Origin of the sequence: Pseudomonas sp. PAMC 25886 (genome assembly GCF_000242655.1) — a bacterium.
Lineage (GTDB): Bacteria > Pseudomonadota > Gammaproteobacteria > Pseudomonadales > Pseudomonadaceae > Aquipseudomonas.
This window is the reverse complement of the sequence record NZ_AHHC01000083.1, coordinates 74,421-89,726: the sequence shown is the minus strand read 5'-3', so window position 1 is coordinate 89,726 and position 15,306 is coordinate 74,421. Positions and strand designations below refer to the sequence as shown.

The window sequence follows — 15,306 nt, the reverse complement described above, 5'->3', positions numbered from 1 at the left end:
CTACTATCTTTTGGTTCTTCCTGTTTATTACGAGGCACTGCCATGAGCGACAACCTGCTGAGCATTCCTTGCACCACCATCAAGGGTGAGCAAAAGACCTTGGCCGACTTCGCCGGCAAGGCGATTCTGGTGGTCAACACCGCCAGCAAATGCGGCTTCACCCCGCAATACAAGGGCCTTGAAGAACTCTGGCAGCACTACAAGGACCAGGGCCTGGTGGTGTTGGGTTTCCCCTGCAACCAGTTCGGCAAGCAGGAGCCGGGCAACGAAGGCGCCATTTCGGAATTTTGCGAGCTGAACTTTGGTGTCAGCTTCCCGCTGTTCAAGAAGATCGACGTCAACGGCAGCGAAGCGCATCCGTTGTTCGTCCAGCTTAAAAAGCAGGCCCCGGGTTTGCTGGGCTCCAAGGGCATCAAGTGGAACTTCACCAAGTTCCTGATCGGCCGCGACGGCCAGGTGGTCAAGCGCTTTGCGCCTACCACCAAGCCCCAGGATCTGACCCAAGAGATTGAAGCCCTGCTCAAATGACCGACCTGTCCCTGGCCCTCGATGACCAACTGTGCTTCAAGCTGTACGCCGCCTCCCGCGCAGTCACCCGGGCCTACAAGCCGATGCTCGACCGGTTGGGCCTGACCTACCCGCAATACCTGGTGATGCTGGTGCTGTGGGAATGGCAGGCGGCAGCCCTGCCACAACCTACGGTCAAGGCGTTGGGCGAGCGCTTGTTGCTGGACTCCGGCACGCTGACGCCGCTGCTCAAGCGCCTGGAGCAGCTTGCGCTGGTGCGGCGTCAGCGCAGTACGCTGGATGAGCGGGAAGTGCACCTGAGCCTGACGGATGAAGGCCGGCACCTGCGTGATCAGGTGCAACCGCTGAAGGCACAGCTGTTGTGCGACAGCGGAGTTGATCTGAACCAGGCTGATGCCTTGCGTGACGGCCTGGATGAGTTACTGCGCCAGGTCAGAGACTTGTCGTAGTCGGCACCCACAGGTCGAGCAAGGCCTTGAGTTCTTCCCGGCGAAACGGCTTGGCCAGGTAGTCATTCATGCCTGCCGCCCGGCAGCGCTCGCGTTCCTCGGACATGGCGTTGGCGGTCAGGGCGACAATCGGCAGGTCCGGCCAGCGCCCGCTGCGGCGAATCTGCCGGCTGGCTTCATAGCCATCCATCACCGGCATGTTGCAGTCCATCAGCACCATGTCGAAGCTGTGTTCTTCCAGCAGCTTGAGGGCTTCGCCACCGTGGGCGGCGACGGTCACCTCGCAGCCAAGCTTGCCAAGCATGCCCTTGGCCACCAGTTGATTGACCGGGTTGTCTTCCACCAGCAGGATGCGCGCCCGGTGAGCGAGGGGGCCGGTTTCCAGCTGGATCAGGTCAAGGACCAGGTCCGGATCGATGCGCAAGTTGCGTTGCAGTATCTGGTACAGCGCCGTGCGGCTGAGAGGTCGGGCCTGTTGCTGCAAAGGCGCCAGGGCTGCGACCTCTTCACTCGGCATGAAGTTGCCGTAGGCGGTCACCAACAGGATCGGCGCGGTGATCGCCGGGCGCAGGCGAAACAGGCATTCGGGGCAGTCGGTGATCAGCAGGTCGGGATTCTGCCCGCTCAAGTCATCGTCGATGGAATAGAAGCGCGGCGCCAGCCCCCAACTCGGCAGCAGGCTGTCGAGCAGTTCAGCCAGGCCGCTGCTGGTGCTGGTGATCGCGATCACTTCCCCTGCCAAAGGTGCCAGGCGCGCAGCCGGTAAATGCGTCGGCAATGGCAGGTCGGCGCAGAACTGGCTGCCAAAGCCTGCCTCGGAACTGATGCTCAGGCGGCCCTTCATGGCCTCGCACAAATTGTGGGTCAGTGCCAGGCCCAGGCCGGTGCCGCCGAATTGACGCGTGATGCCCGCACCGGCTTGGGTGAACGGCTGGAAGATTTTGACCTGGGCGTCCTGGGCGATCCCGATGCCGGTGTCGCAGACCTCGATCCGGACACGGCCGGCCTGGGCGCTGAGGCGCACGTCCACTCGGCCAAAGCGTGTGAATTTCAGGGCGTTGGACAGCAGGTTGCTGACAATCTGCCGTACCCGCGTCGGGTCGCCCAGCACCTGGGCGGGAAACTGCGGGTCGATCAGGCACGTCAACTCCACACTGGGCGCGGCGTTTTGCGAGAGCAGGTTGGCCGTGTCTTCCACCAGTGAGCCGAGGTCGAAGGGGATGCTTTCCAGCTCCAGCTGGCCGGCGTCGAACTTGGACAGGTCGAGGATATCGTTGAGCAATTCCACCAGCACTTTGCCCGAGTCATGGGCGATTGACAGCTGCTGGCGTTGCTCGGCATTCAGCGGGCTGTCGAGGGAGAGAGCGATCATCCCCAGCAGGCCGTTGAGTGGCGTACGGATTTCATGGCTCATGTTGGCGAGGAACGCCGCCCGTGCCTGAGCCATGCCAAGGGCTGTCATCTTCGCGGCTTCCAGCTCGTCGTTCGACAACGTCAATCGGTGGTTGATGGCCTTGAGTTCGGTAGTGCGCGCGGAAACGATGTCTTCCAGTTGCCCGAGGTATTCCGTCAGGCGGTTCTCGGCATGCCGACGTTGCTGGATTTCGGTCTCCATGTTTTCAAACTGCTGGTTGGCGACGTTGACCAACACCCCGATTTCGTCGTGTTCGTGCCCCGGCGGGCAGTCCAGGCGTTCGTGCTTGCGGGAGCTCAGCTCGCGGATAATGCGCACCAGCGGCTTGGTCAGCATGACGTAGAACAGTGCCAACAGAATCCCGGTGAGGATCAGGCTGCGGGCGAATCCGTTGAGCAGGGTGATCTCGGCGCGGCGCAGGAAGCGGCTGCCGAACGCGTAGGTGTCGACGTCGAGCCGCAGCACACCGAGGGCGTCATTCGGCATGTGGGTGAGGTACAACCGGTCTTCGAATTCACGGTTGGCGCCAAACAGGAAGTCGCTGATGGGGCGGTAGGTACTTTCCTTGCGCGGGCGATGCACATCGGCCAGTACCAACCCGTTGTTGTCGATCAGTTGTGCACGGGTGATGGCAGGGGAGTGCAACAGGCCCAGGGTCAGTTCCTGAGCGAGTTCGGCGTCGATGTTATAGGCGATGCGCGAAGCCGGGTTATGGCTGATTTCAATCAGCGCACGTATTTCACGGTTGATGGAAGCGTCTTCGCTGGCATAATCAATCCCAATCTGTATCAGGCTGAGCAAGGTTCCCAAGACGAATCCGACCAGCACTGTCAGTCTGGCTTGTTTATAAGACAAGCGGTGGGCGAACTTGATATCCATCGGGTGCTGTACCACTTTACGTTTCCTTTCGCCCGGCAAGCATAGCTGAACATCCACAGGCTCAAACTTGCCCGGCATGAATCGATTTTATTCGGTGCAGCCCTGCACGGTCTGCCTCAGGGTTGCCAATACGCCATCTTTTACAAGAACTTGCCAGAGGAATAGTCGTGGATTCTCGATTGAATGCCTTTCTTGAGCGTGCCGATGCGGTGCTTGCTCGCCTGGAACCCCTTTTGCCTGCCCCGCGCGAAGCCGTTGACTGGAACCATTGCCTGGCTGCCCGTTGGCAGCGCGAAGGCCGCAGCGGCTTTTTGTTGCCGCTGGAGGTCAGCCTGGACATGCGCCTGTCCGACTTGATCGGTGTGGATAAACAGCGCGAACAATTGGCCCGCAACACCCAGCAGTTTCTCGAGGGTTTGCCGGCTAACCATGCGTTGCTCTGGGGCTCGCGCGGCACCGGTAAATCGTCCATGGTGCGGGCCTTGCTGGCCCAGCATGCCAAGGCCGGATTGCGCTTGATCGAGATCGAACGCGATCATCTGGCGGATTTGCCGCGGGTGGTTGAGCAACTGATCAAATTGCCACAACGCTTTGTGCTGTTCTGCGACGACCTGTCCTTCGAGGCCGGTGAGAGCGATTACCGCGTGCTCAAGAGCGTACTCGACGGCTCCCTGGAGCAGGCACCGGAAAACGTCTTGTTATACGCCACCTCCAACCGTCGTCACCTGGTGCCCGAAAACCAGAGTGATAATGAAAACTGGAAGAACATAGACGGTGAACTGCACCCCAACGAAGCGGTGGAGGACAAGATCGCCCTGTCTGACCGTTTCGGCCTGTGGCTGTCGTTTTACCCGTTCAACCAGGAGCACTTCCTGGATGTGGTCGAGCACTGGATCGGTGAGTTGGCGAGCAAGGCCGGTTTGCAGTGGCAGCGTGATGAAGCGCTGGACATCCTCGCGGTGCGCTGGGCAACCGGGCGTGGCAATCGCAACGGTCGTTGTGCCTATCAGTTCGCCCGCTATTGGGTGGGCCTCAAATTACTGGAGCGTCAACCATGATCGATTTGCAACAGGCCGGCACCGGCCTTGATGGTTACGCCATGCTCCACGCGCAGCTGGAATCCTTGCTGGCGGATGAGCGGGATTTCATTGCCAATGCGGCACAGTTTTCCGCGTTCCTGTTCAATCAGCTGGACGATTTGAACTGGGCGGGCTTCTACCTCAACCGCAATGAAGAGTTGGTGCTTGGGCCGTTCCAGGGGCAGATTGCCTGTGTGCGCATTCCGTTTGGCCGCGGTGTGTGCGGCGCGGCTGCGGCCTCGCGGCAAACCCAGCGGGTGGAAGACGTGCACGCGTTCCCTGGGCATATTGCTTGTGACAGCGCCTCGAACAGCGAACTGGTGGTTCCGCTGGTCAAGGAAGGGCGCCTGATTGGCGTACTGGATCTGGACAGTCCATCGCTGTCGCGGTTTACCCCGCAGGATCAGGCCGGCATCGAGCAGTTGGCGGCGATTTTCCTGCGGTTGACCGATTGCTGATGGGCTGACCCTCCTGTAGGAGCGAGCAAGCTCGTTCCTACAGACGGCCCAGCACGTCCAGTTGCATCTGTAACATCCTCTCCAGCTCAAGCATGGATTTCTCTATTGCCTTGATGCCTGCCTCGATCACGTGTGGATTGTCGCGTTCGCCACATGCCAGTTCCAACGCTTCGCATTGCCCGGACAGGGTATTGGCCTGGATGATCCGGGCGGCGCCCTTGATTTTGTGGGCCTGGTCGATCATGTCGTTGGCAGAGGCTTGCCGGGCCAGCAGGGCCATCAGGTCGACCCGATCATGCCGGCTGCTGTTGAGCAATTCTTCAAGCAACCGGCGGCTCAACTCTGGGTCGCCGCCTGTCATCGCGTCCAGGCTTTGAAGGGCAAACGCGTTGCGGGTGGGGAGCGGGTCGACTTGCGCCAGATGCTGCTCCAGCGCAGTGAGGCTGATGGGTTTGAACAGGCAATCATTCATGCCCGCGTCGAAGCAGCGTTGTTTCTCCTCCGGTTGGGCATTGGCAGTGAAACCGAGTATCACACACGGTGCTTTTTGCTCGCGCTGCTCATACTCGCGAATGGAACGACTCAACTCGTAGCCATTCATGATCGGCATATTGCAGTCGGCGATGACCAGGTCGAAGTGTTCCTGGCGCCACGCCTGGAACCCGGCAGCCCCATGATGCGCGGCGGTGAACTGATGGCCGAGAAAGCCCAGTTGCTGGCACATGAGCAAGCGGTTGGCCGGGTGGTCGTCCACCACCAGTACATTGAGAACCGGCGCCGGCGTGGTCGCGGCAGGCTCCAGTTTGTCGACGGCCTTGACCGGCTGCAGGCTGGTCATCGTCAGGCTGACGTGTACCTGGGTGCCCACCATGGGTACGCTGCTCAGGCTCAATTGGCCGCCCATCATCGCGCACAGGCTGCGACAAATTACCAGGCCCAGGCCCGCGCCGCTCCGGGCCAGGTGCCCGGAGTTGTCGGCTTGGGCAAAAGGTTCGAACAGGCGTAGCTGGTCTTCGCGGTTGATCCCGATGCCGGTGTCCTCCACCACCAGTTTCATCTCGATCTGTTGGGGTTGCCCGGTCTCCTTCAGGTGCACCTTGATCTTTACCTGCCCGCGCTCAGTGAACTTGATCGCGTTGCTCACCAGGTTCGACAGCACCTGCTTGAACCGCAAGGGGTCGATCAGTACGTCGGTGCCGTCGACATCGGGGGTAAACTCCAGCGCCAGGCTCAGGGTTTTCTGGCGCGCCAGGCCATCGAACACGCGGACCACCGACTCGATCACCTCCCGCAGGTTGACCCTTTCCGGGGCCAGGCTCAGCCGACCGGATTCGATGCGTGCGATGTCCAGAATGTCGCCGATCAGCTCCAGCAGGTCCTTGGCCGAGTTGTAGGCCACCTCGATGGCGGGGCGATCCAGATGCCCCTGGTCGGCACGCTTGAGTGTCAGCTCGAGCATGCCAATCACCGCATTCATGGGGGTGCGGATTTCGTGGCTCATGGTCGCCAGGAACGTGCTCTTGGCGCGGTTGGCCTCGTCAGCGCGTTCCTTGGCAGCGCGAAGTTCATCGAACAGTTGGCGCCTTTCACTGATATCGATCCAGCCGCCGATGATGCCCTGCACCTCGCCCATGGAGTCGCGGTACGGAAGGATCCAGTGATAGATCGTGAGTTTTTTTCCGTGAACATGCAGGGTGCGATCAAGGATCAGTGGTTTGCCTTCGGCCACGACCTGTTGATAGTCGGCATGGTATTGAGCCGCTTCCGTCTCAAGGGCCATGCCCATCTGGGTGATGCTCTTGCCGATGACGTCTGCGCGCTTGACGTCGAACGTTTGCAGGTAGCTGTCGTTGCAGGTCTGCAGGAAACCGTTGTGGTCACGTACGTAGATCGGATGCGGCGTTTCATTGACCAGCGCCCGCATGAATTCGAACTGGTCACTCAGGGCACGTTCGGCCAGCTTCCGATGCTTGATCTGGCGCTGCAGATAGCCGTTCCACGTCAGGGAAATCAACAACAGCAGCCCGGTGCCGATGATGATCTGGGCGATCAGGCGATGATAGTTGCGCCAGTAACCATCGGATGCGGCGTTGTAGCCACGCCAGCGGCTATTGATGGCCGTCAACTCATCCGGCGCAATACTGAGCAGCGCCTTGTCGAGGATCGAACTCAGCTCGATGGCGTGACGGGACGTTGCCAGGGCAAACGTGGCTGGCAGCGTGCCGATGCTGGAACTGATCTGCAATTTATCCTGGAACACCGGTGACGAGAGGAAGTAGTTGGCGATCACCAATGGGGTCACGGCACCTTCTACCTGTCCCTGCACCAATAATTCGGATGCCTTGAAGGTATCACCGGCTTCCACCAGGGTGATCCGGGCAAATTCCTGGCGCAGGAACTTTTCCAGCGGATTGCCCTGGGTGATCGCCAGGCGCGTGCCGGCCATCTGTTGAAGGCTGGCGGGCGCCCCCGTCTCTTTGCGTGTCAGCAGAACGTAGGAGTTTTCCAGATAGGGTCGGCTGAAGGTCAGCAGGGACTCGCGCCCGGTACTCGGCGTGATGGCGCCGATGATGTCGGCAGCGCCGGAGTGGACCAGATTGATCATGCTGGAGACGTCGCGCACGTGTTGAATCTCGAAGCGCAGGCCGGTTCGCAGTCGGATCAGCTCAAGCAGGTCGGCGGTGACGCCCCGGAAGTTGCCATCGGTATCAAAGAATGTGAGTGGGGCGAAGGTTTCGTTGACGACGACCTTCACCACCGGGTTTTCCTTGAGCCAGCGTTCTTCGCGCAGGGTCAGTTGCAGCTTGCGGTCGGTCAGCAGGATGTCGCTGCCGGCGCTCCAGCGTTTGGCGATGCTGTCGCGTTCATAGGTCGATACGCCGTCGAGCACCGAGTCGACGATGCTCAGGAGAATAGGCTGGTCCTTGCGCAAGGCGAAGCTGAAACCGTGCGCCTCGTGCTTGCCGAAGTTGGCCATGCGGATATTTCTCAGGTAGCCCTTGTTGATCATGTAGTGAGTGGAAATGGTGTCGCCCAGGAAGACGTCAGCCTGGTCGAACGCCACCGCGTTCAAGGCATTTTGATAGGACGGGTAGGCGTGGATGGTTGCTTTTGGATACAGTGCCTGCACCTCGTCCATGGGCAGGTAGTGGTAGACAAGACTCAGGCGCAGGCCTGCCAGGCCGTTGCTCAGGTTGCGGTTTTCGCCTTCGCGGGTGACCAGTACCGGCTGGTCCACCGCGTAGGGCAATGACAGGATGATGTCCGGATTTGCCGCTTCAAAACCGTTGGAGGATCCGAGAAAGTCGATCTCGCCGTTTTCCAGCGCCTGGATCGCGGCCTCTCGGGTGGAGTAGCGCAACACCGTCAGCGGTATTGCCAGCGTTTTGGCCACCAGGCCGGCGTAATCGGCAGTCAGCCCTTCATAGTCACGCCCGCTGGAGGTGATGTCGAAGGGCGGGTAGTCGGGCCCGGAGGTGCCCAGTATCAATTCCCGCTTGTTTTGCAGCCACTGGCGTTGTGTCTTGTTCAAGGGGGTGTCGAGTTGAACGGCACCCGCACGCCCCAGCAGTGCATATTGCTCGGGAACCGGTTGTTCGGCAGGCACGGAAGTGCTGAGGCATACCCCGATACTCAAAATGATTAGATAGTCCTTTATACGCCTGGGCATCCGATTTCTCACACTAGCGCGTTACGTTTTGCCATCTCGATAAGTTCTACCAAGGATTTGGCTTTTAGTTTTTGCATGAGCCTTTTTTTGTACGTACTGACGGTTTTGTTACTAAGGAACATGCCTTTGGCTATTTCCTTGTTTGTCCGGCCCTGGGCAAAAAGTTGTAATACCATGAGTTCGCGATCATTGACCACTTTGAAAAGTTCAAGCTCTTCGTTGCAATCTGTTTCATTGTTGTTGCCATTAAGGGCCTGGCTCGGGAAGTAGTTGTAACCTGACAAGACTGCCCTGATGGCACTGAGCAGCTCACTCAGGTCGCCTTCCTTGCAGACATAACCATCGGCGCCGGAGCGCATGCACCGAGTGGCAAAGAGCTTGGGGGTCTGGGCCGTCAGGATCAACGTCTTGGTCGAGGTACTCATTGCGTTGAACCGGCACAGTACTTCCAGGCCGTCGAGTTTCGGAATCCCGATATCAAGGATGATGAGGTCCGGCTGGCACTCCTTGACCATTTGTATCGCATCACATCCGTTATCGGCTTCTCCAACAACTTTATAGCCCTCGTGTTCTAACAACATTCGAATGGCAAGCCGGATAACAGGGTGGTCGTCGATAATAAAAACTGAGTTCATAATCAAATCCCATACAAGCGCAAATAAAGTCGGCACATTAGCTCACATGGCAATGAAGGAGGATGAACTTGATGTGGAACAAACGTAAAACAAGAATGTTCCTACATTAAAAAAAGCAAAGGATTACGCTTCGTGAGGTATTTGTTGTTGGGGTGCAAGCGTTTTGCGTGGCTGAAATTTAAAAGTAAGTGGCAGTGGGTGGGCGGTTTTATAAAGAGGGTTTTTCGTATGGCTCAGGCGTTTAACTTCCTACTTTTTTGTTGAGCGCGGAAGGGGCAATTGGCGTATGAGTTCGCTCAACTCAATGGCGCTCAACGGCTTCGGCAAGTAGCCAAGTAACGGAAAGTTACGCTGGTATGCCTGAGCCTTCAGGTTTTCCAGTTCATTCACGGGCAGGCCGCTGAGCAAGATCGCGGACCTTATAAAGCCTCTGCGGTGGGCGATTTCAATCAACTCCAGCCCGGGCAGGTCTGGCAAGCATTGATCACACAGCAGAATATCGAATGGCAGTGCGGTTTGTGTCATCTGTCGAATGGCCTGTTCGGCATTTTCAGCGAGGGCCAGGTCGTGGTAACCATAGTTTCGTAACAAACATTGGGTCGCCAGCAATTGAAAAGGATGATCCTCCACCAACAGGATACGAAGTTGTTCGTGCATGGTTTTTTCCATGAAAGGGGCAAGTGCCCTGAAGACGCTCCGCCAGGGCGTGTAGTAAGAAGTTAATGGGCCCGTCAGCTATCGGGCGTAGGAACAGTTCGAAAGACTGCGATCAGGGCGCGCGATTATTCATTGCGGCGGGGAAGAACTTCGATCAGGCCGCTCTGTTCCGTGCGTAGGGCGATTCTTTGAAAAAGGGGCCCTGGCCATAAGCCAGGGCTGTGCTTCATTGCGGGCTGGAGCGTCCGGTCATTTCGCGGGCCATTTCACTGGCGTAGCTGTCGGTCATGCCGGCGATGAAGTCGATCATGCGCAGGAACGAGGCGTGTAATGACCACGAGGGGTCGGGGGCACTGTTGCCCAGCAGGTCGAGGATGCGCCGGTTCTTGAACGACGGAGTACGCCCGCCATGTTGTTCCAGGGCCGCCCCGCAGAAGGCGTTCAAGAGGATTTCCAGGGTGGTGTAGGCGCCGATTTCATGCAGGGTCTTGCGCTTGTCCTGGAAGATTTTCTTGCGGGCCATGTCCTTGGCATCCAGCACGCAGCGCTTGGCCGGGCCGTGCATGTGTTCCACCAAGTCTCCCGGCAGGGTACCGGCCAACAGGGCGTCCTGTTGTTCGACGAACGCCCGGGCTGCGGCATTGGTCAGGTGCTCGATGGCCTTGCCCCGCAGAATCGCCAGCTTGCGTCGACGGGAGTCCAGCGGGCCGAGCTGCCGATAGGTTTGCGGCAAGTCGTCGCCCACCAGGTCCAGCAGCAATGACTCGACCTCGGCGTATTCCAGCAGCTCCATTTCCAGGCCGTCTTCAAGGTCGATCAGCGCGTAACAGATATCGTCGGCAGCCTCCATCAGGTACACCAGCGGGTGGCGGGCCCAGCGTTGCTCTTCCAGTTGCGGCAAGCCGAGCTTCTGGGCGATCTGTTCGAGAATCGGCAACTCGCTCTGGTAGCAGCCGAACTTGTGCTTCTTGTAGCCCAGGGAGTCGGCGTGCCGGGCAGTCCAGGGGTATTTCAGGTAGGTGCCCAAGGTGGCGTAGGTGAGCCGGGTGCCGCCATCGAACTGGTGGTATTCCAGTTGGGTGAGCACCCGGAAACCCTGGGCATTGCCTTCGAAATTGAGGAAGTCATTGCGCTCGGCGCTGCTCATGTCATCCAGCCAGCCACGCCCTGAAGCCTGCTGGAACCAATGCCGGATCGCGTCTTCACCAGAGTGGCCGAAGGGTGGGTTGCCGATGTCGTGGGCCAGGCAGGCCGATTGCACCACCATGCCCAGGTCACTCGGGTCGCACCAGTCGGGCAGGGCGCTGCGGATCGTCTCACCCACACGCATGCCCAGGGACCGGCCCACGCAACTGACTTCCAGGGAGTGGGTCAGCCGGGTGTGGATGTGATCGTTGCTGGTCACCGGGTGCACTTGGGTCTTGCGGCCCAGGCGGCGAAACGCGCCGGAAAAGATGATGCGGTCGTGGTCTTTGTGAAAGGGGCTGCGGCCCAGTTCTTCCGGGCTGTGCAGGGGTTTTCCAAGACGTTCGCGGGTAAGCAGGGTGGGCCAATCCAAGGCGGGTACTCTCCGTGCGGTGAATGACGTCGCCCAGCTTCCCGGTTCAGCCAGGCCTGCGCAAGCGAAAAACTACAGGCCGACGGCGTCGATATCGATTAACAGCAGGCGCTGACCGTTATCAAAGAATTGTCCGGCCGTCAGGCAGTATTGGTTGGTGGTGGCGTCGCGATAGGTTGATGACAGGCTCAAGCGCCGCTCCTCCCAGCCCTCGGCGAGCAGATGATAGAAGTACGGGCGCCATGACCAGTTATGTCCCAGGTAGCGGCTGTCGGCTTGCCAGGCACCCTGGTGCCATTCGAAATTGGGCGTCAGTTGCGTGCCATGCCGATCACACTGGTAAAAACGCAGCAGCCAGGGAAACGCCGGCAATTGCGGCAGCTGGCTCAGGGGCGCCTGTGCCTGCGCCCAGGTTTGCAGGATCTGCATCAGTTCTGCCAGTTGGTGGCGCAGGTGCATGATCCGGCCGCGCTCGGCCAGCTTCTGCTGGACATACCCGGTGCGCAGATGGGCGAAACGCGGCACGAACGCGTCGGTGGCGAACCAGTCCAGTTGGGCCTGGGCAAACAGGTAGCCCTGGACATAACGTGAACCACATTCCAGGGCGAAATTCAGCTGTGCCTCGGTTTCCACGCCTTCGGCAATGATCCAACAGCCGGTTTTTTCCGCCATCTGCGCCAGTGCGCGTACCACCTCACCACTTGGGCCGCCCCGGGCAGCGGCCTGGAACAGGCGCATGTCGAGCTTGAGGATGTCTGGCTGCAAGGCCAGCACCCGGTCCAGCTGGGAATAGCCGGCGCCGAAGTCATCAATGGCAATCCGCGCCCCGGCCTCGCGGTAGCGCTCCACCACTTCGGCCAGGCGCAGGATATCGCCGCCCAGTTCCGTGATCTCGAACACGATGCGGCGCGGGTCGACGTTGTGTACCTGCAGTTGTTTGAGGCTCGGCAGGGCCTGACCCGGGCGCAGGCGGGTGATCCAGCGTGGCGAAATATTCAGGCTGAGGAACCAGTCTTCCGGCGCTTCATGCAGGCGGCTCAGGGCGTTGTCACGGATCTGCCGGTCCAGTCGGCGCAAGGCCACGGAGGGCGTGCGCGGGTCGGCAAACAGCGGACCCACCGAGCGCAGTTGGCCGTTCGCCTGGCGCAGGCGGCCCAGGGCTTCTACGCCGGCGATGCGGCCGGTGGCGGTATCGATGAATGGCTGGAAGCAGGCGAGCGGTTGCCCGTCGATCACGGGGCCTCCTTAAAAGACCGGAAATGAAAAAGGCCCGGCCCTCGATGGAGAGGGCCGGGCCTGATCTGTTTGCAAGAATGCAGCCAGCGCGGCTCAACTTTTGCGCGAAGCTCCTTGCATGGCCAGTTTGATCAGCGGGATCAGACCGGCACCCAGCCGCACCAGGCGGGTCATGGTGCCGATTCCGCCGCCCTTGGCGCCTTTGCCGGTGAGAAAGCCCAGCAGTGTCACCACGCCCACGCCCCACAGCGGCGCGTGCTTGATGCCAAAGCCGTCCTGCCAGCTCTGGCCCATGTTGCGGACCTTTTGCAGCGGCAGCATCAGTTGCTGGGACTCGTGACGAATTTCCTGGCGGTGCATTTCCATGCGCAGGCGGATCAACGCCTTGCGCATCTCCCGCCGGGAAGTGTTTTGCGGCAATTCAGTCAGGCTCATGGCAGCAGGCGCTCCCGGTCGTTGGCCAGTTCTTCGAGGGTGGCGTGGAACGGCGTGGACTCATCGAACACCGCCGCCTTCAAGCGCAACCCGCAGAAAGCGGCGGCCAAGATGTAGAACACACACAGGCTGATGATCCCGGTCAGGCGGTAGGTGTCCCACACCAGAATCATCACCAGCGCCGACAGGCCCACCAGCAACAGCAAGGCAAACACCAGCGCCAGGCCGGCAAACAGCAGCAGGCTGACGGTGCGGGCTTTCTGCTCCTGCAGCTCGATGCCAAACAGCTCGACGTGGCTGTGCAGCAAACCCAGGACAGCCGCGCCCAGGCGCCGTGAAGTAGAACTTGGGCCCGTGGACGAGCCGGATTCGCCGATAGACATAAATTAGCGCCTTGTAGCCAGCAGGCCGATCAAAAAGCCCACACCGGCCGCGATGCCGACGGACTGCCAAGGGTTGGCCTGGACATAGTCTTCCGTGGCCGTGACAGCCGCCTGGCCGCGTTCGCGCAGGGAGTCTTCGGTCAGTTGCAGGGTTTCCCGGGCCTTGAGCAGGCTTTCGTGAATCTTGCTGCGCAGTTCATCCGCCTGGTCGCCCGCGAGGATCGCGGTGTCGTCCAGCAGCTTCTCGGTATCGCTGACCAGGGTTTGAAAATCCGCCATCAATATTTCTTGAGCAGTCTTTGCCGTATTTCTGGCCATGGTTATCTCCGTGAGTGGCTGGTCTGTTTACTTTTGGTTTCGAGTCACCGGTGTCGGTGAAGGTTCACTGCAATTGTCTGGTACAGCTTTTGCTTTGCCTTGGTGCGCGGGCCAGGGGCCTTGCGCTGAATCCGGGCGGTTGGGGCTCAAACCCTGAAAAACCTTACCCTAAATAACTAAAACTCGCGGAAAAACCCTGTCGGATTCTGCCTTTCTCACTGAACGCTGCGCTAAAGCGGTTCACGGCCTCAAAAGAGGGTCGGGCCGCCGGTGCCAATTTAGTGCGCGTCATGAAGGTCATGAACTGCTTTGGTGCTTTTTCCTGCATGTGCAGGCCTGCCATTCTCCATGGAAAATTTGCAAAGCGCGGTGGACACCCTCGTCCACAGTTCCAACACGCTGTTTATTCTGATTGGTGCGGTCATGGTCCTGGCCATGCACGCCGGCTTTGCATTCCTGGAAGTCGGCACCGTGCGCCAGAAGAACCAGGTCAATGCCCTGTCGAAAATCCTCAGTGACTTCGCCATCTCCACATTGGCCTATTTCTTTATAGGCTATTGGATCTCCTATGGCGTGACGTTCATGCAACCGGCGGCGGTGATCAGCGCCGACCACGGTTATGGCCTGGTGAAATTCTTCTTCCTGCTGACTTTCGCTGCGGCGATCCCGGCGATCATTTCCGGGGGGATTGCCGAGCGTGCACGTTTTGTTCCGCAACTGTGTGCCACCGCGTTGATCGTGGCTTTCATCTACCCGTTTTTCGAAGGCATGGTGTGGAACGGCAACTACGGCCTGCAAGCCTGGTTGCTGGCCACCTTCGGCGCCAGCTTCCATGACTTTGCCGGCAGCGTCGTGGTGCACGCCATGGGCGGCTGGCTGGCGCTGGCGGCGGTGTTGCTGCTGGGGCCACGGCAAGGGCGTTATCGGGAAGGTCGCCTGGTGGCGTTCGCGCCGTCGAGCATCCCGTTCCTCGCGTTGGGCTCGTGGATTCTGATCGTCGGCTGGTTTGGCTTTAACGTCATGAGCGCGCAAACCCTCTCTGGCGTCAGCGGGCTGGTGGCGGTCAATTCGTTGATGGCGATGGTCGGCGGCACGGTCGCGGCGTTGGTGATCGGGCGCAACGACCCTGGCTTCTTGCACAACGGCCCGTTGGCCGGCTTGGTGGCGATCTGTGCCGGTTCCGACCTGATGCACCCGGTAGGCGCGCTGGTGACGGGCGTGGTGGCGGGGGGCTTGTTTGTCTGGTGCTTCATCGCGGCCCAGGATCGCTGGAAGATCGATGATGTGCTGGGCGTGTGGCCACTGCACGGCCTGTGCGGCGTGTGGGGCGGGATCGCCTGCGGGATCTTCGGCCAGACCGCCCTCGGTGGGCTGGGCGGCGTGAGTCTGTTCAGCCAGTTGATCGGCACCGCGCTGGGCGTGCTGGTGGCGCTGGTCGGCGGCTTCCTGGTGTACGGTGTGATCAAGCGCGTTTACGGCCTGCGCCTGAGTCAGGAAGAGGAGTATTACGGCGCCGATTTGTCGATCCACAAGATTGGCGCCGTCAGTCAGGACTGAGGGGCGGTTTGCGTTTAGGGGGTTGCGCCTTGCCGCTGCTAATATGGGCA

At 59.9% G+C, this 15,306-nt stretch carries 14 protein-coding genes; 5 read left to right on the top strand and 9 right to left on the bottom strand.

The genetic code is table 11. From position 1 onward, the window contains the following. Positions 1 to 42 precede the first annotated feature (42 nt). Positions 43 to 528, top strand: a complete 486-nt coding sequence (locus MUM_RS0126965; RefSeq protein ID WP_010176144.1) for a glutathione peroxidase — start codon at positions 43 to 45, stop codon at positions 526 to 528. Beyond that, a complete protein-coding gene (locus MUM_RS0126960) occupies positions 525 to 977 on the top strand; it encodes a MarR family winged helix-turn-helix transcriptional regulator (protein WP_010176143.1) in 453 nt (150 codons plus the stop codon). The genes MUM_RS0126965 and MUM_RS0126960 overlap by 4 nt, the downstream gene beginning before the upstream one ends. On the opposite strand, the gene MUM_RS0126955 is transcribed toward MUM_RS0126960, so the two are convergent. Continuing rightward, the gene (locus tag MUM_RS0126955; RefSeq protein ID WP_010176142.1) at positions 961 to 3,270 is read right to left on the bottom strand and encodes a hybrid sensor histidine kinase/response regulator; all 2,310 of its coding nucleotides are present in this window, start codon (positions 3,268 to 3,270) and stop codon (positions 961 to 963) included. The genes MUM_RS0126960 and MUM_RS0126955 overlap by 17 nt on opposite strands. A gap of 167 nt (positions 3,271 to 3,437) precedes the next feature. Here MUM_RS0126955 and MUM_RS0126950 point away from each other — a divergent pair, with 167 nt between their 5' ends. Continuing rightward, positions 3,438 to 4,328 carry an ATP-binding protein gene (locus tag MUM_RS0126950; protein WP_010176140.1) on the top strand — a complete coding sequence of 297 codons (891 nt, stop codon included), beginning with the start codon at positions 3,438 to 3,440 and terminating at the stop codon, positions 4,326 to 4,328. Then, on the top strand, positions 4,325 to 4,807 hold the full coding sequence (locus MUM_RS0126945) for a GAF domain-containing protein (protein WP_010176138.1): 483 nt from the start codon (positions 4,325 to 4,327) through the stop codon (positions 4,805 to 4,807). Before MUM_RS0126950 ends, MUM_RS0126945 begins: the two co-directional genes overlap by 4 nt. 37 nt (positions 4,808 to 4,844) lie before the next feature. Here MUM_RS0126945 and MUM_RS0126940 read toward each other — a convergent pair whose 3' ends face one another. The 8 genes from MUM_RS0126940 to MUM_RS0126905 form a co-directional block, all read right to left on the bottom strand. Continuing rightward, on the bottom strand, positions 4,845 to 8,477 hold the full coding sequence (locus tag MUM_RS0126940) for a transporter substrate-binding domain-containing protein (protein WP_029616121.1): 3,633 nt from the start codon (positions 8,475 to 8,477) through the stop codon (positions 4,845 to 4,847). 8 nt (positions 8,478 to 8,485) lie between these two features. After that, positions 8,486 to 9,112 (bottom strand): response regulator transcription factor, encoded by a 627-nt coding sequence (locus MUM_RS0126935; RefSeq protein WP_010176136.1) that lies wholly within the window; start codon positions 9,110 to 9,112, stop codon positions 8,486 to 8,488. Positions 9,113 to 9,361: 249 nt separating this feature from the next. After that, positions 9,362 to 9,769: a response regulator gene (locus MUM_RS0126930; RefSeq protein WP_010176135.1), complete on the bottom strand. Its 408-nt coding sequence runs from the start codon at positions 9,767 to 9,769 to the stop codon at positions 9,362 to 9,364. A 226-nt stretch (positions 9,770 to 9,995) separates the two neighbouring features. Beyond that, positions 9,996 to 11,327 carry a deoxyguanosinetriphosphate triphosphohydrolase gene (locus MUM_RS0126925; protein WP_003209075.1) on the bottom strand — a complete coding sequence of 444 codons (1,332 nt, stop codon included), beginning with the start codon at positions 11,325 to 11,327 and terminating at the stop codon, positions 9,996 to 9,998. Positions 11,328 to 11,399: 72 nt separating this feature from the next. Further along, on the bottom strand, positions 11,400 to 12,563 hold the full coding sequence (locus tag MUM_RS0126920) for an EAL domain-containing protein (RefSeq protein WP_010176134.1): 1,164 nt from the start codon (positions 12,561 to 12,563) through the stop codon (positions 11,400 to 11,402). Positions 12,564 to 12,656: 93 nt separating this feature from the next. Beyond that, positions 12,657 to 12,998 carry a hypothetical protein gene (locus MUM_RS0126915; protein ID WP_010176133.1) on the bottom strand — a complete coding sequence of 114 codons (342 nt, stop codon included), beginning with the start codon at positions 12,996 to 12,998 and terminating at the stop codon, positions 12,657 to 12,659. Next, the gene (locus MUM_RS0126910; RefSeq protein ID WP_003209078.1) at positions 12,995 to 13,381 is read right to left on the bottom strand and encodes a phage holin family protein; all 387 of its coding nucleotides are present in this window, start codon (positions 13,379 to 13,381) and stop codon (positions 12,995 to 12,997) included. The genes MUM_RS0126915 and MUM_RS0126910 overlap by 4 nt, the downstream gene beginning before the upstream one ends. Before the next feature lie 3 nt (positions 13,382 to 13,384). Continuing rightward, positions 13,385 to 13,699, bottom strand: a complete 315-nt coding sequence (locus MUM_RS0126905) for a DUF883 family protein (protein ID WP_010176132.1) — start codon at positions 13,697 to 13,699, stop codon at positions 13,385 to 13,387. Positions 13,700 to 14,047: 348 nt separating this feature from the next. Between MUM_RS0126905 and MUM_RS0126895 the strand changes: the two genes are divergently transcribed. Continuing rightward, a complete protein-coding gene (locus MUM_RS0126895) occupies positions 14,048 to 15,256 on the top strand; it encodes an ammonium transporter (protein ID WP_010176130.1) in 1,209 nt (402 codons plus the stop codon). Positions 15,257 to 15,306 lie beyond the last annotated feature (50 nt).